This is a genomic window from Streptomyces sp. NBC_00400 (genome assembly GCF_036048035.1).
Lineage (GTDB): Bacteria > Actinomycetota > Actinomycetes > Streptomycetales > Streptomycetaceae > Streptomyces.
The window spans coordinates 1586551-1604088 of the sequence record NZ_CP107940.1 but is presented as its reverse complement, the minus strand read 5'-3'; the positions used below and the strand labels follow the sequence as shown (position 1 = coordinate 1604088).

The following is a 17538-nucleotide window of genomic DNA, read 5'->3' as shown; positions in this document are numbered from 1 at the left end:
GGACCGGACGTTCGCGATGGAAGGTAACGCGAGTGAAGGTTCGGCAGGACGGGCAGCACAGCCGGCCCGCACAGTGGCACACGACTGCCGACCCGGTGACGGACCGGGAATTCTGGCAGCGCGTGCTCGCCGAGGGCAGCTATACGCCCGTACCCCGGTGGTCCGGCGAGCACAGCGCACCGGGCGCCGTGGCCGAACACCGGACGGCCTTGCCGGCCGCGACCGCACAGGCGGTGCGGCGGCTGGCGGACGACCTCGCCACGGACCCCGGCACCGTGCTCCTGGCCGCCTGTGCACGGGTGCTGGCGGCGCTGACCTCCGACTCCGCCGTCGTGGTCGGCTACCTGGGCGCCGACGGTCCGGCGCCGCAGGCGCTGCCCTGCCCGGTGCCGGTGGCCGACGGCCCGTGGCGGGCCCTGCTGCACACCGCCGCCCGCGCCGCCGCTGCGGTGACCGGCCGTCCTGCCGCGGCCCTTGCGGAACTGCGCGCCGAGGCCGACGGCGCCCCAGCCCTCTTCGACACACTCGTGGTCGCGGGCCGGGCCCCGCGCGCGGACGACCTGGCCCCCGAGACCGTGCTCGCGGTGGGCCTGGACACGACCGGTCAGCAGCCGGAACTCGTCCTCGGCCACCGCCCCCGCGCGCTCGACGCCGGCCAGGCCGGGCGGATCTCCGGCTATCTGCTGGCCGCCCTGGACACGCTCGCCCGCCGGCCCGAGGCGGACCACCACGAGTGGAGCCCGGTCTCCGCAGCGGAGACCGCCCACCAGCTCGACGGGCTGGCCGGCCCCCGGCGCGAGCTGCCCGACCGCCGGGTCCATCAGCTCTTCGAGGAACAGGTCCGGCTGCGCCCACAGGACATCGCCGCCGAACAGGGCGAACGCTCCTGGACCTACCGCGAGCTCAACGCCCGCGCCAACCGCATCGCCCACGCCCTGCGCGACCGCGGCCTGTGCGACGAAAACGCCGTCGCGGTGGTCAGCGAACGCAACCTGGAATGGCTCGCGGCCGTGCTCGGCGTCCTGAAGGCGGGCGGTGTCTACCTCCCGGTGGAGCCGCACTTCCCCGCGGGCCGGATCGCCGACATGCTCACCCGCAGCGAGTGCCGCCACGTACTCGCCGAACGCGACGCCTGCGCCGGACTGCCCGAGGCGCTGCGCGCCGCCCCCGGTGCCGTCGCGCTGCACCTCGACGACGTGCTCGCCGCCGACCACCCCGACACCGATCCCGGGCTGCCCGTCGCCGCCTCCCAAGGCGCGTACATCTACTTCACCTCCGGTTCCACCGGCAAGCCCAAGGGCGCGCTGTGCGAGCACGCCGGATTCCTCAACCACCTCCTCGCCAAGATCGAGGACTTCGGGGTCCGTGAGGGCGGGGTGGTGGCGCAGAGCGCTCCGCAGTGCTTCGACATCTCGCTGTGGCAGCTGGTCGCCGCCCTCGCCGTCGGCGGCCGCACCCGCATCATCGAGCAGGCCGCCGTCCTGGACGTGGCGCGCTTCGTGGAGACGCTGGAGCGTGCCCGCGTCGAGGTCGTCCAGGTCGTCCCCTCCTACCTGGAGGTGGTGCTGACCGAACTGGAGCGCCACCCCCGCGAACTGCCCCACCTGCGCTGCGTCTCGGCGACCGGCGAGGCCCTGAAGAAGGACCTGGTGGCACGCTGGTTCGCCACCTTCCCCGACGTCGCGCTGGCCAACGCCTACGGCCTGACCGAGACCTCCGACGACACCAACCACGAGGTCATGCGCGGTGTGCCCGAGCAGGCGTCGGTGCCGCTGGGCCGTCCGATCGCCGGCGTGCGGATCTACGTCGTCGACGAACTGCTGCGTCCGGTGCCGCTCGGCTCGTCCGGCGAGATCGTCTTCTCCGGTGTCTGCGTGGGCCGCGGCTATGTCAACGACGAGGAGCGCACCCGCGCCGCGTTCGTCCCCGACCCGTACCACCCCGGCGCCCGGATGTACCGCTCCGGCGACTTCGGCCGCTGGCTGCCGGACGGGCGGCTGGAGTTCCTGGGCCGCCGCGACGCCCAGGTGAAGATCAGCGGCTTCCGCATCGAGATCGGTGAGGTGGAGAACCAGCTGCTGCGGGTGTCCGGGGTGCGCGACAGCGCCGTCGTCATCACCGGCGAGGGCGAGCACAAGCAGCTGGTGGCCTTCTACTCCGCCGCCCAGGAGCTGCCGGCGCAGACCGTCGGCAAGGAGCTGGGCTGTGCCCTGCCCGCGTACATGGTCCCCGGCCGTCTCCACTACCTGCCCGCCCTGCCGCTCACCTCCAACGGCAAGATCGACCGCAAGGCGCTGACCCGTACGGCAGACGAACTCGGCCCGGCCGAAGGGGAGTTCCGGCCACCCCGCACGGACCGCGAACGCCGGCTCGCCGCACTGTGGGCGGCCGCCCTCAAGCTCCCCGCCGACACCATCGGCCGGGACACCCACTTCTTCGAGGCCGGCGGCACGTCGCTGGCCATGCTGCGGCTCGCGGTGGCCCTGGACCGCACGGTGACCCCCGCGGAGCTGATGAACCGGCCGGTGCTCGCCGACCTCGCCGCCCTGCTGGACGAGCGGGCCGCCCAGGCCACCCCGGTCGTCTGACGCCGGCGGGCGCCCGCCCCTCCCTGACCGGCCCCGGCGGCCGGACCCACCACCTCCTCCTGCGTACCGGCCGGCCCGCCCTGCCCGTACGCCGCCAGACCGCCCAGAAAGGCAACCCGATGACGGTCACGACCGACGGCAACACGGCCGGCGCGGCACTCCCCGACGGCCGCGAGCCGACCCTCGACGCGGGGCGCACCCCCCTGCTGGAGGTCCCCGGCGCGGACTTCGAGACGCTGCCCGGCCAGGCGGTCAGGGACCTGGTCGCCCGGCACGGTGCCCTGCTCGTACGGGGCCTCGGCCTGAGCGCCCCCACGGACCTGGCGCGGGCCGCGCGGTGGCTCGGGGTGACCCCGATGACCGAGCGCGAGGGCTTCACCAGCCGCACCGACCACGGCGACGGCGTCTACTCCGCCTCCCAGTGGCCGGCCGACGAACCGATGTGCATGCACCACGAGTTGAGCTACGCCGTCGAGGTGCCCTCCCTCGCCCTCTTCGGCTGCCTGACCGCGCCCGCCTCCGGCGGCGCCACCGCGGTCGCCGACGCCCGGACGCTGCTGCGCACCCTGCCCGCCGGCCTCGTCGAGCGCTTCGAGCGCGAGGGCTGGCTGCTGGACCGCGACTACCGCGAGGTGGGCGTCAGCCGGCTCGAAGCCTTCGGCTCCGAGGACCGTGCCGAGGCGGCCGCGTACTGCGCCGGCCACGCCATCGCGCACGAGTGGCTGGCGGACGGCGCGCTGCGCACCCGCCAGCGGCGTGCCGCGGTGATGGCCCACCCCGTCACCGGCGAGCGCCTGTGGTTCAACCAGATCGCCTTCCTCAACGAGCTGACCCTGGACCCGGCGGTCCGGGAGTACCTGACCTCCTTCTACGGTCCGGGATCGCTGCCCTTCAACACCCGCTTCGGCGAGGGCGAGGCCATCACCGAGGACGTCATCGAGACCATCAACGCCGCCTACACCGCGGCCACGTCACGGGAACCCTGGCAGACCGGCGACCTTCTGGTCGTCGACAACCTGCGGATGGCGCACAGCCGCGAGGCGTACCAGGGCGACCGCGAGGTCGTGGCGCTCTTCGCTGACCCGGTGCGCCTCACCGGCCATGTACGCACCGACGTACCGGCCCGCCCCACGGCCGTCTGACCGTCCATCCCGCACTTCTCCACGGAGTTCTTCATGTCCCAGCAGCACCCGGCGCCCTCCTTTGCGGTGATCCCCGGAGCACAGGTCAGCCAGGTTCTCGACGGCCGCGGCCAGGAGGTGGTGGACCTGATCGAGACCGCCTACCGCCTGCACGGTGAGGGCGACACCGTCAACCCGCCCTCGTACTTCCTGCGCTTCCCCGAGAAGCCCTCCTCGCGCATCATCGCGCTGCCCGCCTCCATCGGCGGCCGGGTCCGCACCGACGGAGTGAAGTGGATCTCCAGCTTCCCGGAGAACGTGGCGGCCGGCATCCCCCGGGCGTCCGCCGTCCTCATCCTCAACGACCACGAGACCGGCTACCCGTTCGCCTGCCTGGAGAGCTCCATCATCAGCGCGGTGCGCACCGCCGCCTCCGCCACGCTGGCCGCCGACCGGATCGGTGCCACCCGCACCCGCCCGGCCCGGATCGGCTTCTTCGGCGTCGGCCTCATCGCCCGCTTCATCCACCGCCTGCTGCGCGAGACCGGCTGGACCTTCGACGAGGTCGGCGTGCACGACCTGTCCGCCGAGCACGCGGCCGGTTTCACCGCGTACCTCGACCAGTCCGGTGAGAGTGGCAGCATCACCGTCCACGACACCCCCGAGGACCTGATCCGCTCCTCGGACCTGGTCGTCTTCGCCACCATCGCCGGCACCCCGCACGTCACCGACCCGGGCCTGTTCGCCCACAACCCGCTGGTGCTGCACGTCTCGTTGCGCGACCTCGCGCCCGAGGTCGTGCTGACCGGCACCAACATCGTCGACGACGTCGAGCACTGCCTGAAGGCCAACACCTCCCTGCACCTGGCCGAACAGCAGCTGGGACACCGCGACTTCGTCCACGGCACGCTCCACGACGTGCTGACCGGGAAGCTGAGCCCGGCCGCCGACCGCCCGGTGTTCTTCTCCCCCTTCGGCCTGGGCGTCCTCGATCTCGCACTCGGCAAGCACGTCTACGACGCGGTCCGCGCCCTGGGGCAGCTGAACGTCGTCGACGACTTCTTCCATGAGATGCAGCGCTACGGCTGACGCAGTCCACCGCATCAACGCCCGGCCAGGCAGGGAGGTCTCGTGCCGATCATTTCGGCCCCCCACGAGTTCAACGAGGAAGACCTGTACGTCGACCTCGACGCGGTGCTCGGCATCCCGCTGCACCTGAAGTGCGAGGGGTTCAACTTCACCGGCTCCGTCAAGCAGAAGGCCGCCGTCGCCATGGTGGAGGCCGCGGAGGAGTCGGGGGAGCTCACCCCCGGATCGATCCTGGTGGAGTCCTCCTCCGGGAATCTGGGCGTCGCGCTCAGCGTCATCGCGGCCAGCAAGGGATACGGCCTCGTCTGTGTCACCGACTCGCGCTGCAACCTCGCCTCCAAGCGGCTGATGGAGGCGTTCGGCGCCGTGGTGCACACCGTCACCGAACCGGCGCACGAGGGCGGATTCCTGGCCGCGCGCATCGCACACGTCCAGGCGCTGTGCGAGCGGGACGAGCGGTACGTCTGGCTCAACCAGTACACCAACCACGCCAACTGGCAGGCCCACCACCGCCACACCGCGCCCGCCGTCGCCCGCAGCCACCCCGGCCTGGACGTCCTGTTCGTCGGCGCCGGCACCACCGGAACGCTGATGGGCTGCGCCCGCTGGTTCAAGGAGCACCGCCCCGCCGTCCGCGTGGTGGCCGTGGACAGCGTCGGCTCGGTCACCTTCGGCCACCCGCCGGCCCCCCGCATGATCCCGGGCCTGGGCACCGGAGTGCGCCCGCCGCTGCTGGACGAGTCCTTCGTCGACGACGTGGTGATGGTGCCCGAACCCGACACCCTCCGCATGTGCCACCGGCTCGCCGCCCGCGGCTTCCTGTTCGGCGGCTCCACCGGAACGGTCGTCAGCGGTGCCGCCCGCTGGCTGGCCGCACACGCCGGCGCCGAGCGGCCCGAAGCCGTGGCGATCGCCCCCGACCTGGGGGAGCGCTACCTGGACACCGTCTACCTCACCAACTGGGCGCAGGGCGTCTACGGCCCCGGCGTGCTCGATGCCGATGCCGTCGCCGGTGCCGCCCCCGCACCCCTCCCGTTGACCGCGCTGTCCTAGCCGGGCCGCCGCCCGCCCCGCGACAGCCGAGCACCCCAAGAACCCGGAAAGAGGCACACGACAATGAGCACCAACCCGTTCGAGGACAACGACGCCCGCTACCTCGCCCTCATCAATGACGAGGGCCAGTACTCCCTGTGGCCCGTCTTCGCCGATGTGCCGGCCGGCTGGCGCGCCGCCCGCGAGGAGGGCAGCCGCGAGGAAATCCTCGCTTTCATCTCCGAGCAGTGGACCGACATGCGCCCGCTGAGCCTGGTCCGCGCCATGGAGAGCGCCGGCTGACCGCGCGGCGCCGCCGCCGGCCCGCGACGGCAGCCGTCAGGGCCCCGTACACCTACACGTTCCACCAGAAGGTGAAGCTCGATGACTGTGGTACTGGAGACCGGCGCACAGGCGACGGTCGTGACGATAGCGGGCGACGACGCCACGCAGACCGATGTGGTCGCCCGACGGCTGCGCGGGGCCGCGGACGGCAAGGTCGACAGCCACGAGTGGGTCGCCGCCGCCCGCCGGGAGTGGAACGAGCTGCCCTCCGGGCTGCGCGCCCCACTGGGTGAGTTCCGCAGGGACTCCGGCCCCAGCGGCGTCCTGCTGATCCGCGGCCTGCCCGTGGACGGCGCGACGCTGCCCGCCACCCCGTCCACCGCCCACTCGGTGCAACAGGAGGCCAGCATCTCCGCGGCGGTCCTGACGATGGTCGCCTGCGGACTCGGCGACCCCGCCGCGTTCCGCCCGGAGAAGACCGGCGCGCTGGTCCAGGACGTGGTCCCGGTCCCCGGCAAGGAAGACTTCCAGGGCAACGCCGGCTCGGTCCTGCTGACCTTCCACACCGAGAACGCCTTCCACCCGCACCGGCCCGACTACGTCATGCTGCTGTGCCTGCGCGCCGACCACGAAAGGGTCGCCGGACTGCGCACCGCGGGCATCCGCGCAGCACTTCCGCTGCTGAGCGAGCAGGCCCGAGAGGTGCTGCGCAGCGCGGAGTTCCGCACCGCCCCGCCGCCGTCCTTCGGCGGCTCGGGCGGCGGGCACACCGAGCCGCAGCCGGTCCTGACCGGCGCGCCGGACGACCCCGACCTGTGCGTCGACTTCGCCGCCACCGAGCCGCTCACCGCGCGCGCGGCCCAGGCGATGGCCGAGCTCCAGGACGCGTTCGACCGGACCTCCCTGAGCACCGTGCTCGCCCCCGGCGACCTGGCGATCGTCGACAACCGCATCACCACGCACGGCCGTTCGGCCTTCATCCCGCGCTACGACGGCAAGGACCGCTGGCTGCAGCGCACCTTCGTCCTCAACGACCTGCGCCGCTCCCGCGGCCTGCGGGTGCAGGACGGCTACGTCCTCGACTGAGCAGCCGCCCGGCACGGCCCGCCGCGAGCGGCCGGCGCCGGGCGGTGCCGACACGAACCACCGGCGCGAACCACTACCGAAAGAACCAGGACCTCATGACTCCTGCCATCCTGATCGAGGATCTGGCCAAGAGCTACGGCGGCAAGCCGGTGGTCAGGGGGGTGAGCCTCGAGGTGCCCGCCGGCCATGTGCTCGGACTGCTCGGCCCCAACGGCGCGGGCAAGACCACCACGGTCAAAATGGTCTCCACCCTGATCAAGCCCGACAGCGGGCGGGCCCTGGTGTGCGGCTACGACGTGGTGCGCCAGGCCCGCGAGGTCCGCGCGCTGATCGGGCTCACCGGCCAGTACGCCTCGGTGGACGAGGACATCTCCGGCCGGGAGAACCTTTACGTCATCTCCCGGCTGTTCAACCTCCCCCGCCGCACCGCCAGGGCGCGGGCCGACGAGATGCTGGAGCGCTTCGGCCTCACCGAGGCCGGCGCGCGGCCGGTCGGCGGCTACTCCGGCGGAATGCGCCGCCGCCTCGACCTGGCCGCCAGCCTGGTGGGTGACCCCCGGGTGCTGTGCCTGGACGAGCCGACCACCGGACTCGACCCGCACAGCCGCAACGCCCTGTGGGCCGAGGTACGCCGGCTGGCCGGCCAGGGCACCACCGTGCTGCTCACCACCCAGTACATGGAGGAGGCCGAGGCGCTGGCCGACTCGCTGGTCGTCATCGACCGCGGCCAGGTCATCGCCCGCGGCAGGACCGAGGAGCTGCGCTCGCGCCTGGGCGGCCAGGTGCTGTGCGTCCGGCCCGAACAGGTGAGGGACGCGGCCGCGCTGCGGCGGGCCCTGGAGATCCAGGGGCACCCCACCACCGCGCCCGACGAGGAGACCGGGCAGATCCAGCTGCCGCTGTCCGGCGACGGCGCCCAGCTGAGCGAGGTCGCCAGGACGGTGGGGCAGACCGGTATCCCGCTCTCCGGGCTGACGGTGCACGTGCCCAGCCTGGACGAGGTATTCCTGACGCTGACCGGGGCCGACCGGGCCCCGCAGGCGCAGGCCGGAGCACCGTCGGCGAGGAGCGCGGCATGAGTTCACCGACCATGGCCCGGGGCGCCGCGACACGGACCGCCCAGGGGCGGGGAGTGCGCCCGCTGGTGCGTCACTCGCTGGCGCTCAGCCGCCGCAACCTGCGCAAGGCGGCGGCCAGCCCGGGCCAGATCATCGACGCCACCCTGATGCCGGTGACGCTGTCGCTGGTCTTCATCTACGGCTTCGGCGGCGCGATCGCCGGGGACAGCGCGCAGTACCGGCAGTACCTGATGCCCGGCATCATGGCGCTGACCCTCACCACCACCTGCCGTACCTCGGGCATCGCCCTGAACATGGACTTCGCCAGCGGGGTGATGGACCGCTACCGGTCGATGCCGGTGGCCCGCTCGGCGGTGCTCATCGGCCGTATCGTCGCCGACGCGGTCCGCGTCCTGGCCGGTCTGCTGATGGTCCTGGCCTTCGGCTTCCTGATCGGCTTCCGGGTGCACACCTCCGTCGCCGCCACGGTCGCCGCGGTCGGTGTGCTGTTGCTGTACGGGGTCGCCCTGTGCCTGCTGCAGGCGTTCATCGGCCTGGCCGCGCGGGGGATGGAGACCGTGCAGAGCGTGAGCACGCTGGCGATGGTGCCGCTGCAGTTCGGCAGTTCCATCTTCGTCGCCCCGGACACCATGCCGTCCTGGCTCCGGGTCTTCGTCGAGAACAACCCGATGACCATGGTCGTGGACGCCGCCCGCAATCTGATGGTCGGCGGCCCGGTCGCCCACTCGGCGATGATGGCCGTGGCGTGGAGCGTCGGATTCATCGCGGTCCTCACGCCGCTGTGTGTGGCGAAGTACCGTACGCGCAGCTGAAAATGACGGACAGTCAACACTGTCATGTCGCAGCCGGTGGTGTGGTAACGATCACGCTGTGGCGGTGACATTGCGGACGGTGATGCCGTGGCAAGGGCCGGCGGGAGAGGGCTGGAATCCCTCCCGCCGGCCCTTGCCCGGTGCGGCTCAGACGGCCTGGACGCTGCGGACGTAGAAGAGCATGCCCCAGCTCTCGCTGGCCCGGTACGTCGCGCCCGGCTCGACCACGGCGTCCGCCGTGCCCTGGCAGTCGGTGCCGACGAAGACCTTGACCTTGCGGTCGGTCTTGTTGGTGACCAGCAGCCGGCCGTCGTTGTACCCGTCGGAAACGTTGTAGCACTTGCCGTTCTCCGGGTTGGAGACGTTCCGTTCGCCCTTGTACATATGGACGTCTATGACGCCGGTGGCCGCCTGGGCGGCACCGGTGCCGGCGAGCAGTGCGGCCGCGGACAGGGCGGCGAGGACGGGAGCGCGGTAAAGGTTCTTGCGCATGGGATTTCCCTTCGGCTGGTCGGTCGGCTTGAGCGCTCGGGAACCCGAGGCCGCTCGCCACCGTAGCCAGAGGCGTTATTCCCGAGTTATTTCGCGAATGTCGCCAAGTTACTTAACTGTGCCGGGAGTTGGTGTGAGGGCGCCGAGAGGGGCCGCGGGCGGGGGGAAGCCCCGTCCGTGGAGGGGGCTGCTGCCGCCACCGGCCCTCTTGGACCGTGTCCTACATGGTCAGTTGGCTGTTGTGCTGGGCATGGGGAGTGGGCGTTGGGGATGGATCGTTCCGGATGGGTTGTGGGACCTTGCCAGGCCGTTGTTGCCGCCGGCTCGGGTGCGGCCGCAGGGCGGTGGAGTCGCGAACCTCGATGATGAGGCGGTGTTCGCCGCGATCATCTATGTACTCGTCAGCGGCTGCGCCTGGCGAGCGCTGCCACCGTGTTTCGGGGCGTCGAAGTCGACCGTGCATCGCCGTTTTGTTATCTGGTCCCGTGCGGGGCTCTGGGGTCGGTTGCATCAGAAGGTTCTCCAACTGCTGGATGAACGCGACCTCGTCGACCTCTCCCGCGCGGTCCTCGACTCCGCCCACGTCCGCGCCAAAGAAGGGGCGAACTTGCAGGTCCGAGCCCCGTGGACCGGGGTAAGCCCGGTTCCAAGATGCATGTCCTGTCCGACGCGTTCGGACTGCCTTTACGGGTCGGACTGTCCGCGGCCAACACCCACGACAGCCTCGCGCCGAAGCCGATGCCATCCCATTTCCACAGGGGACACGAATCCCACGCGACCGATTCCAACCCACGGCGCCTATTAGGCGTACGACGTTCCTCACCTGCGGAAATGGTTGTGGGGCAAGCGCATCGGCGTCCGCATCGCCCGCAAGGGCATCGACTCCAGCGAACGACTCGGCCGTCGAAGGTGGGTCATCGAACGGACCATGTCCTGGCTGACCGGCTACCGCCGACACAATCACCGCTATGAGCGGGAACCAGGCAACTACCCGGCCTTTCTCGGACTGGCAGCCGCACTCTGCTGCTACAAGCGACTCCTCAAACTGACCATGTAGGACACGGTCTAAGGGGGAGCTCAGTGCAGCCTCCGTCCTGCGTTGCGCCATCTTTGCCCGGAAAGGAGCGGCGGTGTTCGCCTCCGTCCCGCTAAAGTTCATCGTCCAGTGACGGGCATCACACGCCTCAGGGGGGTATCGACAGGGTATGGACAGCCCCGAGAACCCGGAGACGGCGCGGCAACAGCCCCCGCCGACGTCACGGTCCAAAGCGGCCAGTAGCGACAGACCCTGGCACAACCGAGTCGCTTCTCCACCCAAGCCGTTGTTACCCCCGCACCTGGCGGGCGGCGTCGACCTGCGGACCAGTAAACGGCTGCTGTGGGTAGGCGGCGCCGCCTACCCACAGCAGAACATTACGCGGGTGTACACGTTCCTGCTCACCCCACGGCGCGGTGAGGCGACCGTGCTCTTCCTCAAGCGCGTCGGGATCGTCCTGTCAGTGGCCTTCGCCCTGGTGATCCTCAACGGAATCCCCGGCTTCGCCGGCGACGAGGAATCCTCGCAAACGATCACCCGACTCGTCTGGTTCGGCGCCGTTGTGTCGCTGGTCTACTGCGCCGGGGATTTGGGGGCGGTCTTGACCTCCGCCTCCCACTGGGTGCTGGCCGTCGAGACGTCCGGCGCGTCGACGGCCCTGGTGACCAGCAAAAGCACCCAGCATCTCAATGAGCTCGTCGGCCAGGTCGTGAACTGGATCGAGAATCCCGAGGTCGAGTTCCAGGTAAAGGCCGAGACGCTCCTGATCAATCCCAGCAACTACCACTTTGGCGACAACGTCAACTTGTACGGCGGATCGGGCAATGTGGGGATGGCGAAGTCATGAGCGGCGACAACTACTACTTCGGTGACAGCGTCACCATGAAAAACGGCAGGGAGAACATCGGCATGGTGAAGAACACGGGGCCGGCCGCCACGGACCCTGAACTGCGGTCCGCCATGACGGAATTGACAACACAGCTTCGACACCTGCGCGCGGAGGTGTCGCCTCTGGGCGCGCAGACGATCGACGAATCCCTGCCGGTCCTCGCCCCCGACGCCGTGGTCCAGCCGCAGGTCCGCACCCGCGCCCTGATGGCCATCGCCGGCGTCGCCGCGACCGCCGGGGCGCTGGGTGCGCCGATCGTGGAAGCGGTGAACAGGATCCTCCAGCTCCTGGGCGCGCAGTAGCGGACGCGACGACGAGCGAGGCCCCCGGGGGGCGTCACGCGCGGTTCACGCTGTCCGCGAAGGCCGGGCCCGAAGCTCGGGTCCCGCCCCCGGTCCCGCCCGGCCTCCTTCACGAAGGTCCAGCTCAACCATGCGCACATAGCGGCGAAACGACCCGAGCGGTTCGGCGCCTGGCAGACGGTCTACAACCGCTTCATGCGATGGCGCCACGCGGGCGTCTTCCAGGCGCTGCTGGAGGCGTTGACCACCGAGGCCGCCCGCAGGGACGAGATGGACAGGACCCTGGTCAGCGTGGACTCCACCACCATGCGTCCTGAACAAGGTCCGCGTACGTCTGCCCGTCGGCCGTCCCGGCATCAGGCCCGCCGCCGTGGCTGGCGACCAGGCGTACTCCTCCCACGCCAACCACGCTCACCTGCGCAAACGCCGTATCAAGGCGGTTATCCCGGAGAAGAAGGACCAGGCCGCCAACCGCAGGAAGAAGGGCAGTCGGGGCAGCAGGCCCGTCACCCACGACGCCCTCCTCACCTTCGGGCCCCTCGGCGCGTCTCCCACGAAATAGCCAGTACCGGCTCCCCCTCCGGGGGCTCCGAATTCCCCCGGAGCAGCGATGCGCAGGAGCACCGTCGCCTGAGAACGTTCACAACAGAAAGGTCCGAGTCGCCGCCTGAAAGGCCATGATGAACACGAGATCCGCGTCGCACTCCGAATGCCGCACCTCCGTGACAACAAGGATCGGTGCGGCCGCATGGATTGTCGCCGTCGTGCAGTTCGTTGTCGTCCAGCTGGCCGTGGAGTCGGGCTGGCGCACTCCCTACAGCTGGGCGGAGAACAACATCAGCGATCTCGGCAATGTCAGCTGCCGGATATGGGATGACTCCAGGCCTCGATATGTGTGCTCGCCGCTGCACGACGCCATGAACGTCGGCTTCGCCGTCCACGGTGCGCTACTGCTCGCCGGCGTGCTGCTGGCCGGAGCCTGCTGGGGCCGCGGTGGGATATCGGCAAGTTCCCGCATTCTGCTGGCCATCGGTGCCGGCGGGTGGGTTCTGGTTGGCCTTGTTCCTGCAGACGTCGAGGAGAATCTTCATGTAGGGGGCGCGCTCCTCATCATGGGGCTGGGAAATCTTGGGCTCCTCCTCGCCGGATTTTCCTCCCGCGATTCTCTCTTTGGCAGGCTGCGAAGCGTAACCCTCTCCATAGCCGTCGCCGCGGTCCTCGCGGCATGGATGTTCTTCGGTCAGCACGACCCCGGAATCGGGCTGGGTGGCCTGGAACGTATCGCCGCTTGCGCGCTGGACGCGTGGAGCCTCGTCATGGCCCTCGCCATACTCCGTGCCCGCCGGCCGGACACTGCGGGCGAGGTGGCGCGTCTTCGAAGCGATCAGGCCCGGCGCGATGGGTGACGACGCGTTGTTGGGGGCGAGCACTCGAGAGGCCATCTCGTACGGCTGGGACAGCAGTTTGTCGGTCGTGCTGGGGGCGTGGAGGTGGTGCCCGATGAGCTGTGGGGGGTGCCGGTGGGTGGTGCGGGAGGTGCTCTCTCGCGTGGGAACCAAAGGGGCCGATTGCGGGCTCTCACGCCTTGAGTCGCGCCTACGTTGGGAGACCGGGGAATGAGTCCGCGTACGGAAAACGGTTATTTATTGCGGCGCACGGCGGTGGCCGCGACGGTGGCCGCGGGCTTCGTGGCGTTATCGGCGTGCGGCACGGACGGCACACCGGCCTCCGCCGGCGCACGCGCCTCAAGCCCGGCCGGAGAGCGTCCCACGGCCTTACCCGGCTTCAGGAAGGCCTATGAGGTGGGGTACAACGAAGGACAGAAGCTCTATGACGCGGGTGGCAAAGGGGCCGCGGTGCGCGAGGCGGTGGGGGGCGGCTGTGCCCGTCGTGCCCTTGACGCGGGAGCCAAAGCCGACCAGGACCGCGGGGCCTGGGTGAAGGGCTGTCATGACGGGGTCGGCGACGCCCCGCGGCACCCTCCGGCCCACCCCCTGACCAAGCGGGAGTCGAATCCGCGGCTCCTCAAAGTCTTCCGGGCATGGGCGGGGCGGACCGAGGGCGATACAGCGACCGCCCGTCATGCCGGCCGCGTCGTCACCGTCGAACTCACGGGCCCCGACTATGACGTTGAAGTGTCCACCGACTACCGCTCACGGGCCAAGGCCGAAGAATTCGCCGCCGCCTTCACGCAGTGGTGGGACACGGACGACGGGCCCGGGGCGGCGAGGAACCTCGTCATTCTCGACGCTCACGGGCGGCGCATCGCCACCAAGCGACTGTGAAGACGGACGTCGTGTGTCACACAGCGGACACGGTGGGGGCTCCGGCGGACGGCTGGACGAGGCCGGATGCCCCCTGAGGGAGTCCCCGTCATACCTGAGAGCTACCCGTGCAGTGAGCTCTTGAGGGTGACGCGCGAGGGGGGCGCGAGAAATAGCGTCTTCCTGTCATCGAAGTGAGCAGGAAGGCGGTCTCGTGCGAGCATCCGTGGTGCGCCGCGCGTTCGCGGCGTGCGTCGCCGCCGGCGCGATGGTCTTCTCCGTCGCCGCGGCCTCCGGTTCGGCGGCCGGCGGTATGCCCGCCCCGCCGCGGCTGCCCGCCGTCCAGGCGGACACCCTGGCCGAGCGGTACGCGGCCACCCACGACTTCATCGAGCGGTCCGAGCGCGCCGCGCGCCGGATGGGCGACACCTCCAGGGCCGGTCATCTGGCCGAACTCGCCGCGCACGGAAGGACGTTCCTCTCCTTCGCCACCCGCGACGACGGCCTGGCCGTGGAGGTGCTGGGCGACCTGGCGCATGCGGACCGCGTGGTCGTGGTGGTGCCCGGCTCGGACACCACCATCGACACCTTCGACGAGCTGGGCACCCGCCAGGCCGCGCTGGCCGGCGGGGCCCGTGCGGTGCGGGCGGAGATGCGACGGCTCTCCCCGGACACCGATGTCGCGGTGGTGGGCTGGCTCGGCTATCACGCCCCGCGCACCCTCAGCCGGGATGTGGTCACCACCGCCCGCGCCCGGGCGGGCGGCAGTCAACTGCGCACGTTCATCGCCGAGTTGAAGAAGGTCAACCCGGCCGCGCCGGTCACGCTCATGTGCCACTCCTACGGCTCGGCGGTCTGCGGCAGTGCCGTTGCGAGCCCGGCGAACGCGGCCGCCCCGCTGGACAACCTCGCTGGGATCGCCGTCGTCGGCAGCCCCGGCATGGGCCTTCGGTCCGTCACCGACCTCGCCGTGCGGGTGCCGGTGTGGGCGGGCCGGGGCGCGCGCGACTGGATCGCCGATGTGCCGCACACCAGCGTCAGCGTCCCCGGCGCGACGATCGGGTTCGGTACGGACCCGGTCAGCCGCACCTTCGGGGCCCGCGCGTTCGACGCGGGCCGAGGCGGCCACAGCGACTACTTCAAACCCGGCGGCCTCGCCGTACGCAACCTCGCGATGATCGGCCTCGGCCGTGGTGCGGAGGTGTCCCATGGCTGACCTTCAGACGCACGCCGGGGGCCGGCCGGTCTCCGACGCCAAGCCGGCCGGCGCCTCGGCCCGTACGGCTCCCGCCCGTACGGCTCCCGCCCGTTCTGCTCCCGCCCGTACGGCCCCCCTCCGCACGGCCCTCGACCGGCTGCACGCGGCGGTCCTGCGGATCGACGCGGCCACCCCGGACGGGCGGGACCGGGCCCTCGACGTCCTGCGGGTCCTGGCGGTCACCGGTGTGGTGCTCGGGCACTGGCTGGTCAGCGCGGTGGCACTGCGCGCGGACGGCCATCTGCTGGGCGACAGCCCGCTGGCCCACATGCCCGGGCTGACCCCGCTGTCGTGGATACTCCAGCCGCTGGCGGTCTTCTTCCTCGTCGGCGGGCGGGTCGCGGCCCAGGGCTACGACTCCGCAAGGGCGCGCGGTGTCGGCTACGGTGCCTGGCTGCGGCAGCGGCTGCGCCGGCTGGCCGGACCGGTGGGCGCCCTGCTGGGGATGTGGCTGCTGGTGCTGGCCGGCCTGGTCGTGGCCGATACCGCCCACGAGACGATCCACACACTGCTCAACCTTGTGATCTCCCCGCTCTGGTTCCTGCTGGTCTTCGCCCTGCTGACGGCTCTCACCCCGCTGGTGCGCCGGGCGGGCGTGACGGCGGCGGTCCTGGGCGGCGGCTATGTGGTGGCGACGGACGGCGCCCGCTTGGTGTTCGGTGACGTCGGCTGGGTCGACGCGGCCCGTCAAGGCAATGTCCTCGCGGGCTGGTTGGTGCCCTTCGCCCTGGGCGCGGCCTGGGCCGCGGGCGGGTTCGCCCGGCGCCGGTACGCCGTCGTGCTGCTGGCCGCCGGTGCCGTGAGCACGGCAGGGCTGATCCTGTGGTGCGGCTACCCCGCGAGCATGGTCGGCGTCCCCGGTTCGCGGATCTCCAACCTCAACCCCGTCACGCTGGCCGCCGTCACCTTCGGTCTGGCCCAGTGCGGTGCCGCGATGCTGCTGTGCGGTCCGCTGCGGCGTCTGGTGGGCCGGCCCTCGCCCCTGACGTCACCTGCCGTGCCGGGGAAAGAACTACGGGCCCGTCCGTGGCAATTCGCCTGGGCAGGAGCGACCGTGATAAACCTTTCGGCGATCACGATCTTTCTCTGGCATCAGACGGCCATGCTCACGGTCACGGTGACCTCCCTCGGAACGGGGCGGCCGTTGTCGGGATTGCACACCAATCCCGATCACCCGCTGTGGGCGCTGGCCCGCATCGGCTGGGTACCGGTATTCGCGATCGTGCTCGTGGTGCTGTGCATCGCCTTCCGTGAGGCGGAGAACACGTCCCGGACCGGGCGCGGGCGTACCGCTCGCAAGCCATCGGGCCGGCCCGTCTGAATGTCACGGAAGCGGCCGGAACGGCCCTTCCGGTATTCCTTGGAGGAGCAATGGAAGCACTCTCTCTCGATTCGCTGCGCACTCTGTACACCAAGTACGAGGCCGACTTGAGGAAGGTCAAGGACTCCCAGCGCAGTCTCCTGAGGGAGCGCGGCAAGGCCATGAAGGCTCAGCTGGACGACGTCGAGGCGGAGATCACCTACATGCGGCTGCGGGAGCTGCGGCCCGCGAAGGTGGTGGAGATCGGCACCTTCTACGGCTGGTCCACCATCTGGCAGCTGAGCGCGCTGCGCGACAACGGCACCGGTCATCTGTACTCGTTCGACATCGTGGACCACGTGGTGCGCAACGTGCCGGGTGAACTGACCGGCCAGTGGACCTTCACCAAGGGCGATGTCCGCGAGAACCTGGACAGCATTCCGCAGGATGTCGACTACCTCTTCATCGACGCCGACCACGGTGCGCGCTTCGCCCGTTGGTACATAGAGAACCTGTTCCCGGCCGTGCCCGGCGGCACGCCCACCAGCGTTCACGACGTCTACCACGGGCGTCGCCCCAAGCCGTTCAGCGAGGGCTCCGTCATCGTCAAGTGGCTGGCCGACAACAACGTGGAGTTCTTCACGCCGTCCCCGGCCAAGTCCCCGGCGGAGTACGCGGAGATAGCCGAGATCAAGAAGGGTCTCGGGCTGGACGAGCCGGTGCGCGACAGCCGCCACAACCCCATGATCTTCTTCGATCTGCCCAGCCTGTAACCCCCGGTCCACCTCCCTGCGGCGCCCATCCCCCGCGCCCCGCGCCGCCCGTGCGGCGCGGGGCGGGGCGCCGCCCTCTCAGGAGGCGCACAGAGGTTTCAGGCCACTACGGGCACACCGAGGGACGGAGAC

The 17538-nt window shown here is 70.8% G+C and carries 16 protein-coding genes and 2 pseudogenes; 17 read left to right on the top strand and 1 reads right to left on the bottom strand.

Annotated features, from left to right (window positions below):
- The first annotated feature begins 32 nt into the window (after positions 1-32).
- The 8 genes from OHS81_RS07085 to OHS81_RS07050 all read left to right on the top strand — a co-directional run bounded on the left by OHS81_RS07085 (position 33) and on the right by OHS81_RS07050 (position 9092).
- Entirely contained in the window at positions 33-2588 is a 2556-nt protein-coding gene (locus OHS81_RS07085) for an amino acid adenylation domain-containing protein (RefSeq protein ID WP_328383479.1), read from the top strand.
- A 119-nt stretch (positions 2589-2707) separates the two neighbouring features.
- Positions 2708-3730, top strand: a complete 1023-nt coding sequence (locus OHS81_RS07080) for a TauD/TfdA family dioxygenase (protein ID WP_328383478.1) — start codon at positions 2708-2710, stop codon at positions 3728-3730.
- 33 nt (positions 3731-3763) lie between these two features.
- A complete protein-coding gene (gene sbnB / locus OHS81_RS07075; protein ID WP_328383476.1) occupies positions 3764-4798 on the top strand; it encodes a 2,3-diaminopropionate biosynthesis protein SbnB in 1035 nt (344 codons plus the stop codon).
- A gap of 42 nt (positions 4799-4840) precedes the next feature.
- Positions 4841-5851 (top strand): 2,3-diaminopropionate biosynthesis protein SbnA, encoded by a 1011-nt coding sequence (gene sbnA, locus OHS81_RS07070; RefSeq protein WP_328383474.1) that lies wholly within the window; start codon positions 4841-4843, stop codon positions 5849-5851.
- A gap of 63 nt (positions 5852-5914) precedes the next feature.
- Positions 5915-6133 carry an MbtH family protein gene (locus OHS81_RS07065; protein WP_328383472.1) on the top strand — a complete coding sequence of 73 codons (219 nt, stop codon included), beginning with the start codon at positions 5915-5917 and terminating at the stop codon, positions 6131-6133.
- Positions 6134-6214: 81 nt separating this feature from the next.
- Positions 6215-7201, top strand: coding sequence for a clavaminate synthase family protein (locus tag OHS81_RS07060; protein WP_328383471.1), 987 nt, complete (start codon positions 6215-6217; stop codon positions 7199-7201).
- A gap of 95 nt (positions 7202-7296) precedes the next feature.
- Positions 7297-8280 carry an ATP-binding cassette domain-containing protein gene (locus tag OHS81_RS07055; RefSeq protein WP_328383470.1) on the top strand — a complete coding sequence of 328 codons (984 nt, stop codon included), beginning with the start codon at positions 7297-7299 and terminating at the stop codon, positions 8278-8280.
- The gene (locus OHS81_RS07050) at positions 8277-9092 is read left to right on the top strand and encodes an ABC transporter permease (RefSeq protein ID WP_328383469.1); all 816 of its coding nucleotides are present in this window, start codon (positions 8277-8279) and stop codon (positions 9090-9092) included. The genes OHS81_RS07055 and OHS81_RS07050 overlap by 4 nt, the downstream gene beginning before the upstream one ends.
- A gap of 147 nt (positions 9093-9239) precedes the next feature.
- Here the strand turns inward: OHS81_RS07050 and OHS81_RS07045 are convergent, their stop codons facing one another.
- A complete protein-coding gene (locus tag OHS81_RS07045) occupies positions 9240-9584 on the bottom strand; it encodes a hypothetical protein (protein WP_328383467.1) in 345 nt (114 codons plus the stop codon).
- A 250-nt stretch (positions 9585-9834) separates the two neighbouring features.
- On the opposite strand from OHS81_RS07045, the pseudogene OHS81_RS07040 reads away from it, so the two are divergent.
- The 9 genes and pseudogenes from OHS81_RS07040 (at position 9835) to OHS81_RS07000 (ending at position 17406) form a co-directional block, all read left to right on the top strand.
- Positions 9835-10641: pseudogene (locus tag OHS81_RS07040) on the top strand (IS5 family transposase).
- Between the two features lie 148 nt (positions 10642-10789).
- A complete protein-coding gene (locus OHS81_RS07035; RefSeq protein ID WP_328383465.1) occupies positions 10790-11467 on the top strand; it encodes a DUF6232 family protein in 678 nt (225 codons plus the stop codon).
- On the top strand, positions 11464-11811 hold the full coding sequence (locus tag OHS81_RS07030; protein ID WP_328383463.1) for a hypothetical protein: 348 nt from the start codon (positions 11464-11466) through the stop codon (positions 11809-11811). The genes OHS81_RS07035 and OHS81_RS07030 overlap by 4 nt, the downstream gene beginning before the upstream one ends.
- Positions 11812-11964: 153 nt before the next feature.
- A pseudogene (locus OHS81_RS07025) lies at positions 11965-12331 on the top strand (hypothetical protein); the annotation flags it as partial.
- A 202-nt stretch (positions 12332-12533) separates the two neighbouring features.
- A complete protein-coding gene (locus OHS81_RS07020) occupies positions 12534-13217 on the top strand; it encodes a DUF998 domain-containing protein (protein WP_328383461.1) in 684 nt (227 codons plus the stop codon).
- A gap of 396 nt (positions 13218-13613) precedes the next feature.
- The gene (locus OHS81_RS07015; protein WP_328383459.1) at positions 13614-14096 is read left to right on the top strand and encodes a hypothetical protein; all 483 of its coding nucleotides are present in this window, start codon (positions 13614-13616) and stop codon (positions 14094-14096) included.
- A 193-nt stretch (positions 14097-14289) separates the two neighbouring features.
- Positions 14290-15291, top strand: coding sequence for an alpha/beta hydrolase (locus OHS81_RS07010; RefSeq protein ID WP_328383457.1), 1002 nt, complete (start codon positions 14290-14292; stop codon positions 15289-15291).
- The gene (locus tag OHS81_RS07005; protein ID WP_328383455.1) at positions 15284-16654 is read left to right on the top strand and encodes an acyltransferase family protein; all 1371 of its coding nucleotides are present in this window, start codon (positions 15284-15286) and stop codon (positions 16652-16654) included. The genes OHS81_RS07010 and OHS81_RS07005 overlap by 8 nt, the downstream gene beginning before the upstream one ends.
- Positions 16655-16704: 50 nt before the next feature.
- A complete protein-coding gene (locus tag OHS81_RS07000; protein ID WP_328383453.1) occupies positions 16705-17406 on the top strand; it encodes a class I SAM-dependent methyltransferase in 702 nt (233 codons plus the stop codon).
- The last annotated feature ends 132 nt before the right edge of the window (positions 17407-17538 follow it).

Coding starts and splice junctions, on each gene's coding strand:
- OHS81_RS07000 (WP_328383453.1), top strand. CDS start 16,705: ATGGAAGCACTCTCTCTCGATTCGCTGCGCACTCTGTACACCAAGTAC.
- OHS81_RS07080 (WP_328383478.1), top strand. CDS start 2,708: ATGACGGTCACGACCGACGGCAACACGGCCGGCGCGGCACTCCCCGAC.
- OHS81_RS07060 (WP_328383471.1), top strand. CDS start 6,215: ATGACTGTGGTACTGGAGACCGGCGCACAGGCGACGGTCGTGACGATA.
- OHS81_RS07050 (WP_328383469.1), top strand. CDS start 8,277: ATGAGTTCACCGACCATGGCCCGGGGCGCCGCGACACGGACCGCCCAG.
- OHS81_RS07005 (WP_328383455.1), top strand. CDS start 15,284: ATGGCTGACCTTCAGACGCACGCCGGGGGCCGGCCGGTCTCCGACGCC.
- sbnB (WP_328383476.1), top strand. CDS start 3,764: ATGTCCCAGCAGCACCCGGCGCCCTCCTTTGCGGTGATCCCCGGAGCA.
- OHS81_RS07045 (WP_328383467.1), bottom strand. CDS start 9,584: ATGCGCAAGAACCTTTACCGCGCTCCCGTCCTCGCCGCCCTGTCCGCG.
- OHS81_RS07030 (WP_328383463.1), top strand. CDS start 11,464: ATGAGCGGCGACAACTACTACTTCGGTGACAGCGTCACCATGAAAAAC.
- OHS81_RS07035 (WP_328383465.1), top strand. CDS start 10,790: ATGGACAGCCCCGAGAACCCGGAGACGGCGCGGCAACAGCCCCCGCCG.
- OHS81_RS07055 (WP_328383470.1), top strand. CDS start 7,297: ATGACTCCTGCCATCCTGATCGAGGATCTGGCCAAGAGCTACGGCGGC.
- OHS81_RS07065 (WP_328383472.1), top strand. CDS start 5,915: ATGAGCACCAACCCGTTCGAGGACAACGACGCCCGCTACCTCGCCCTC.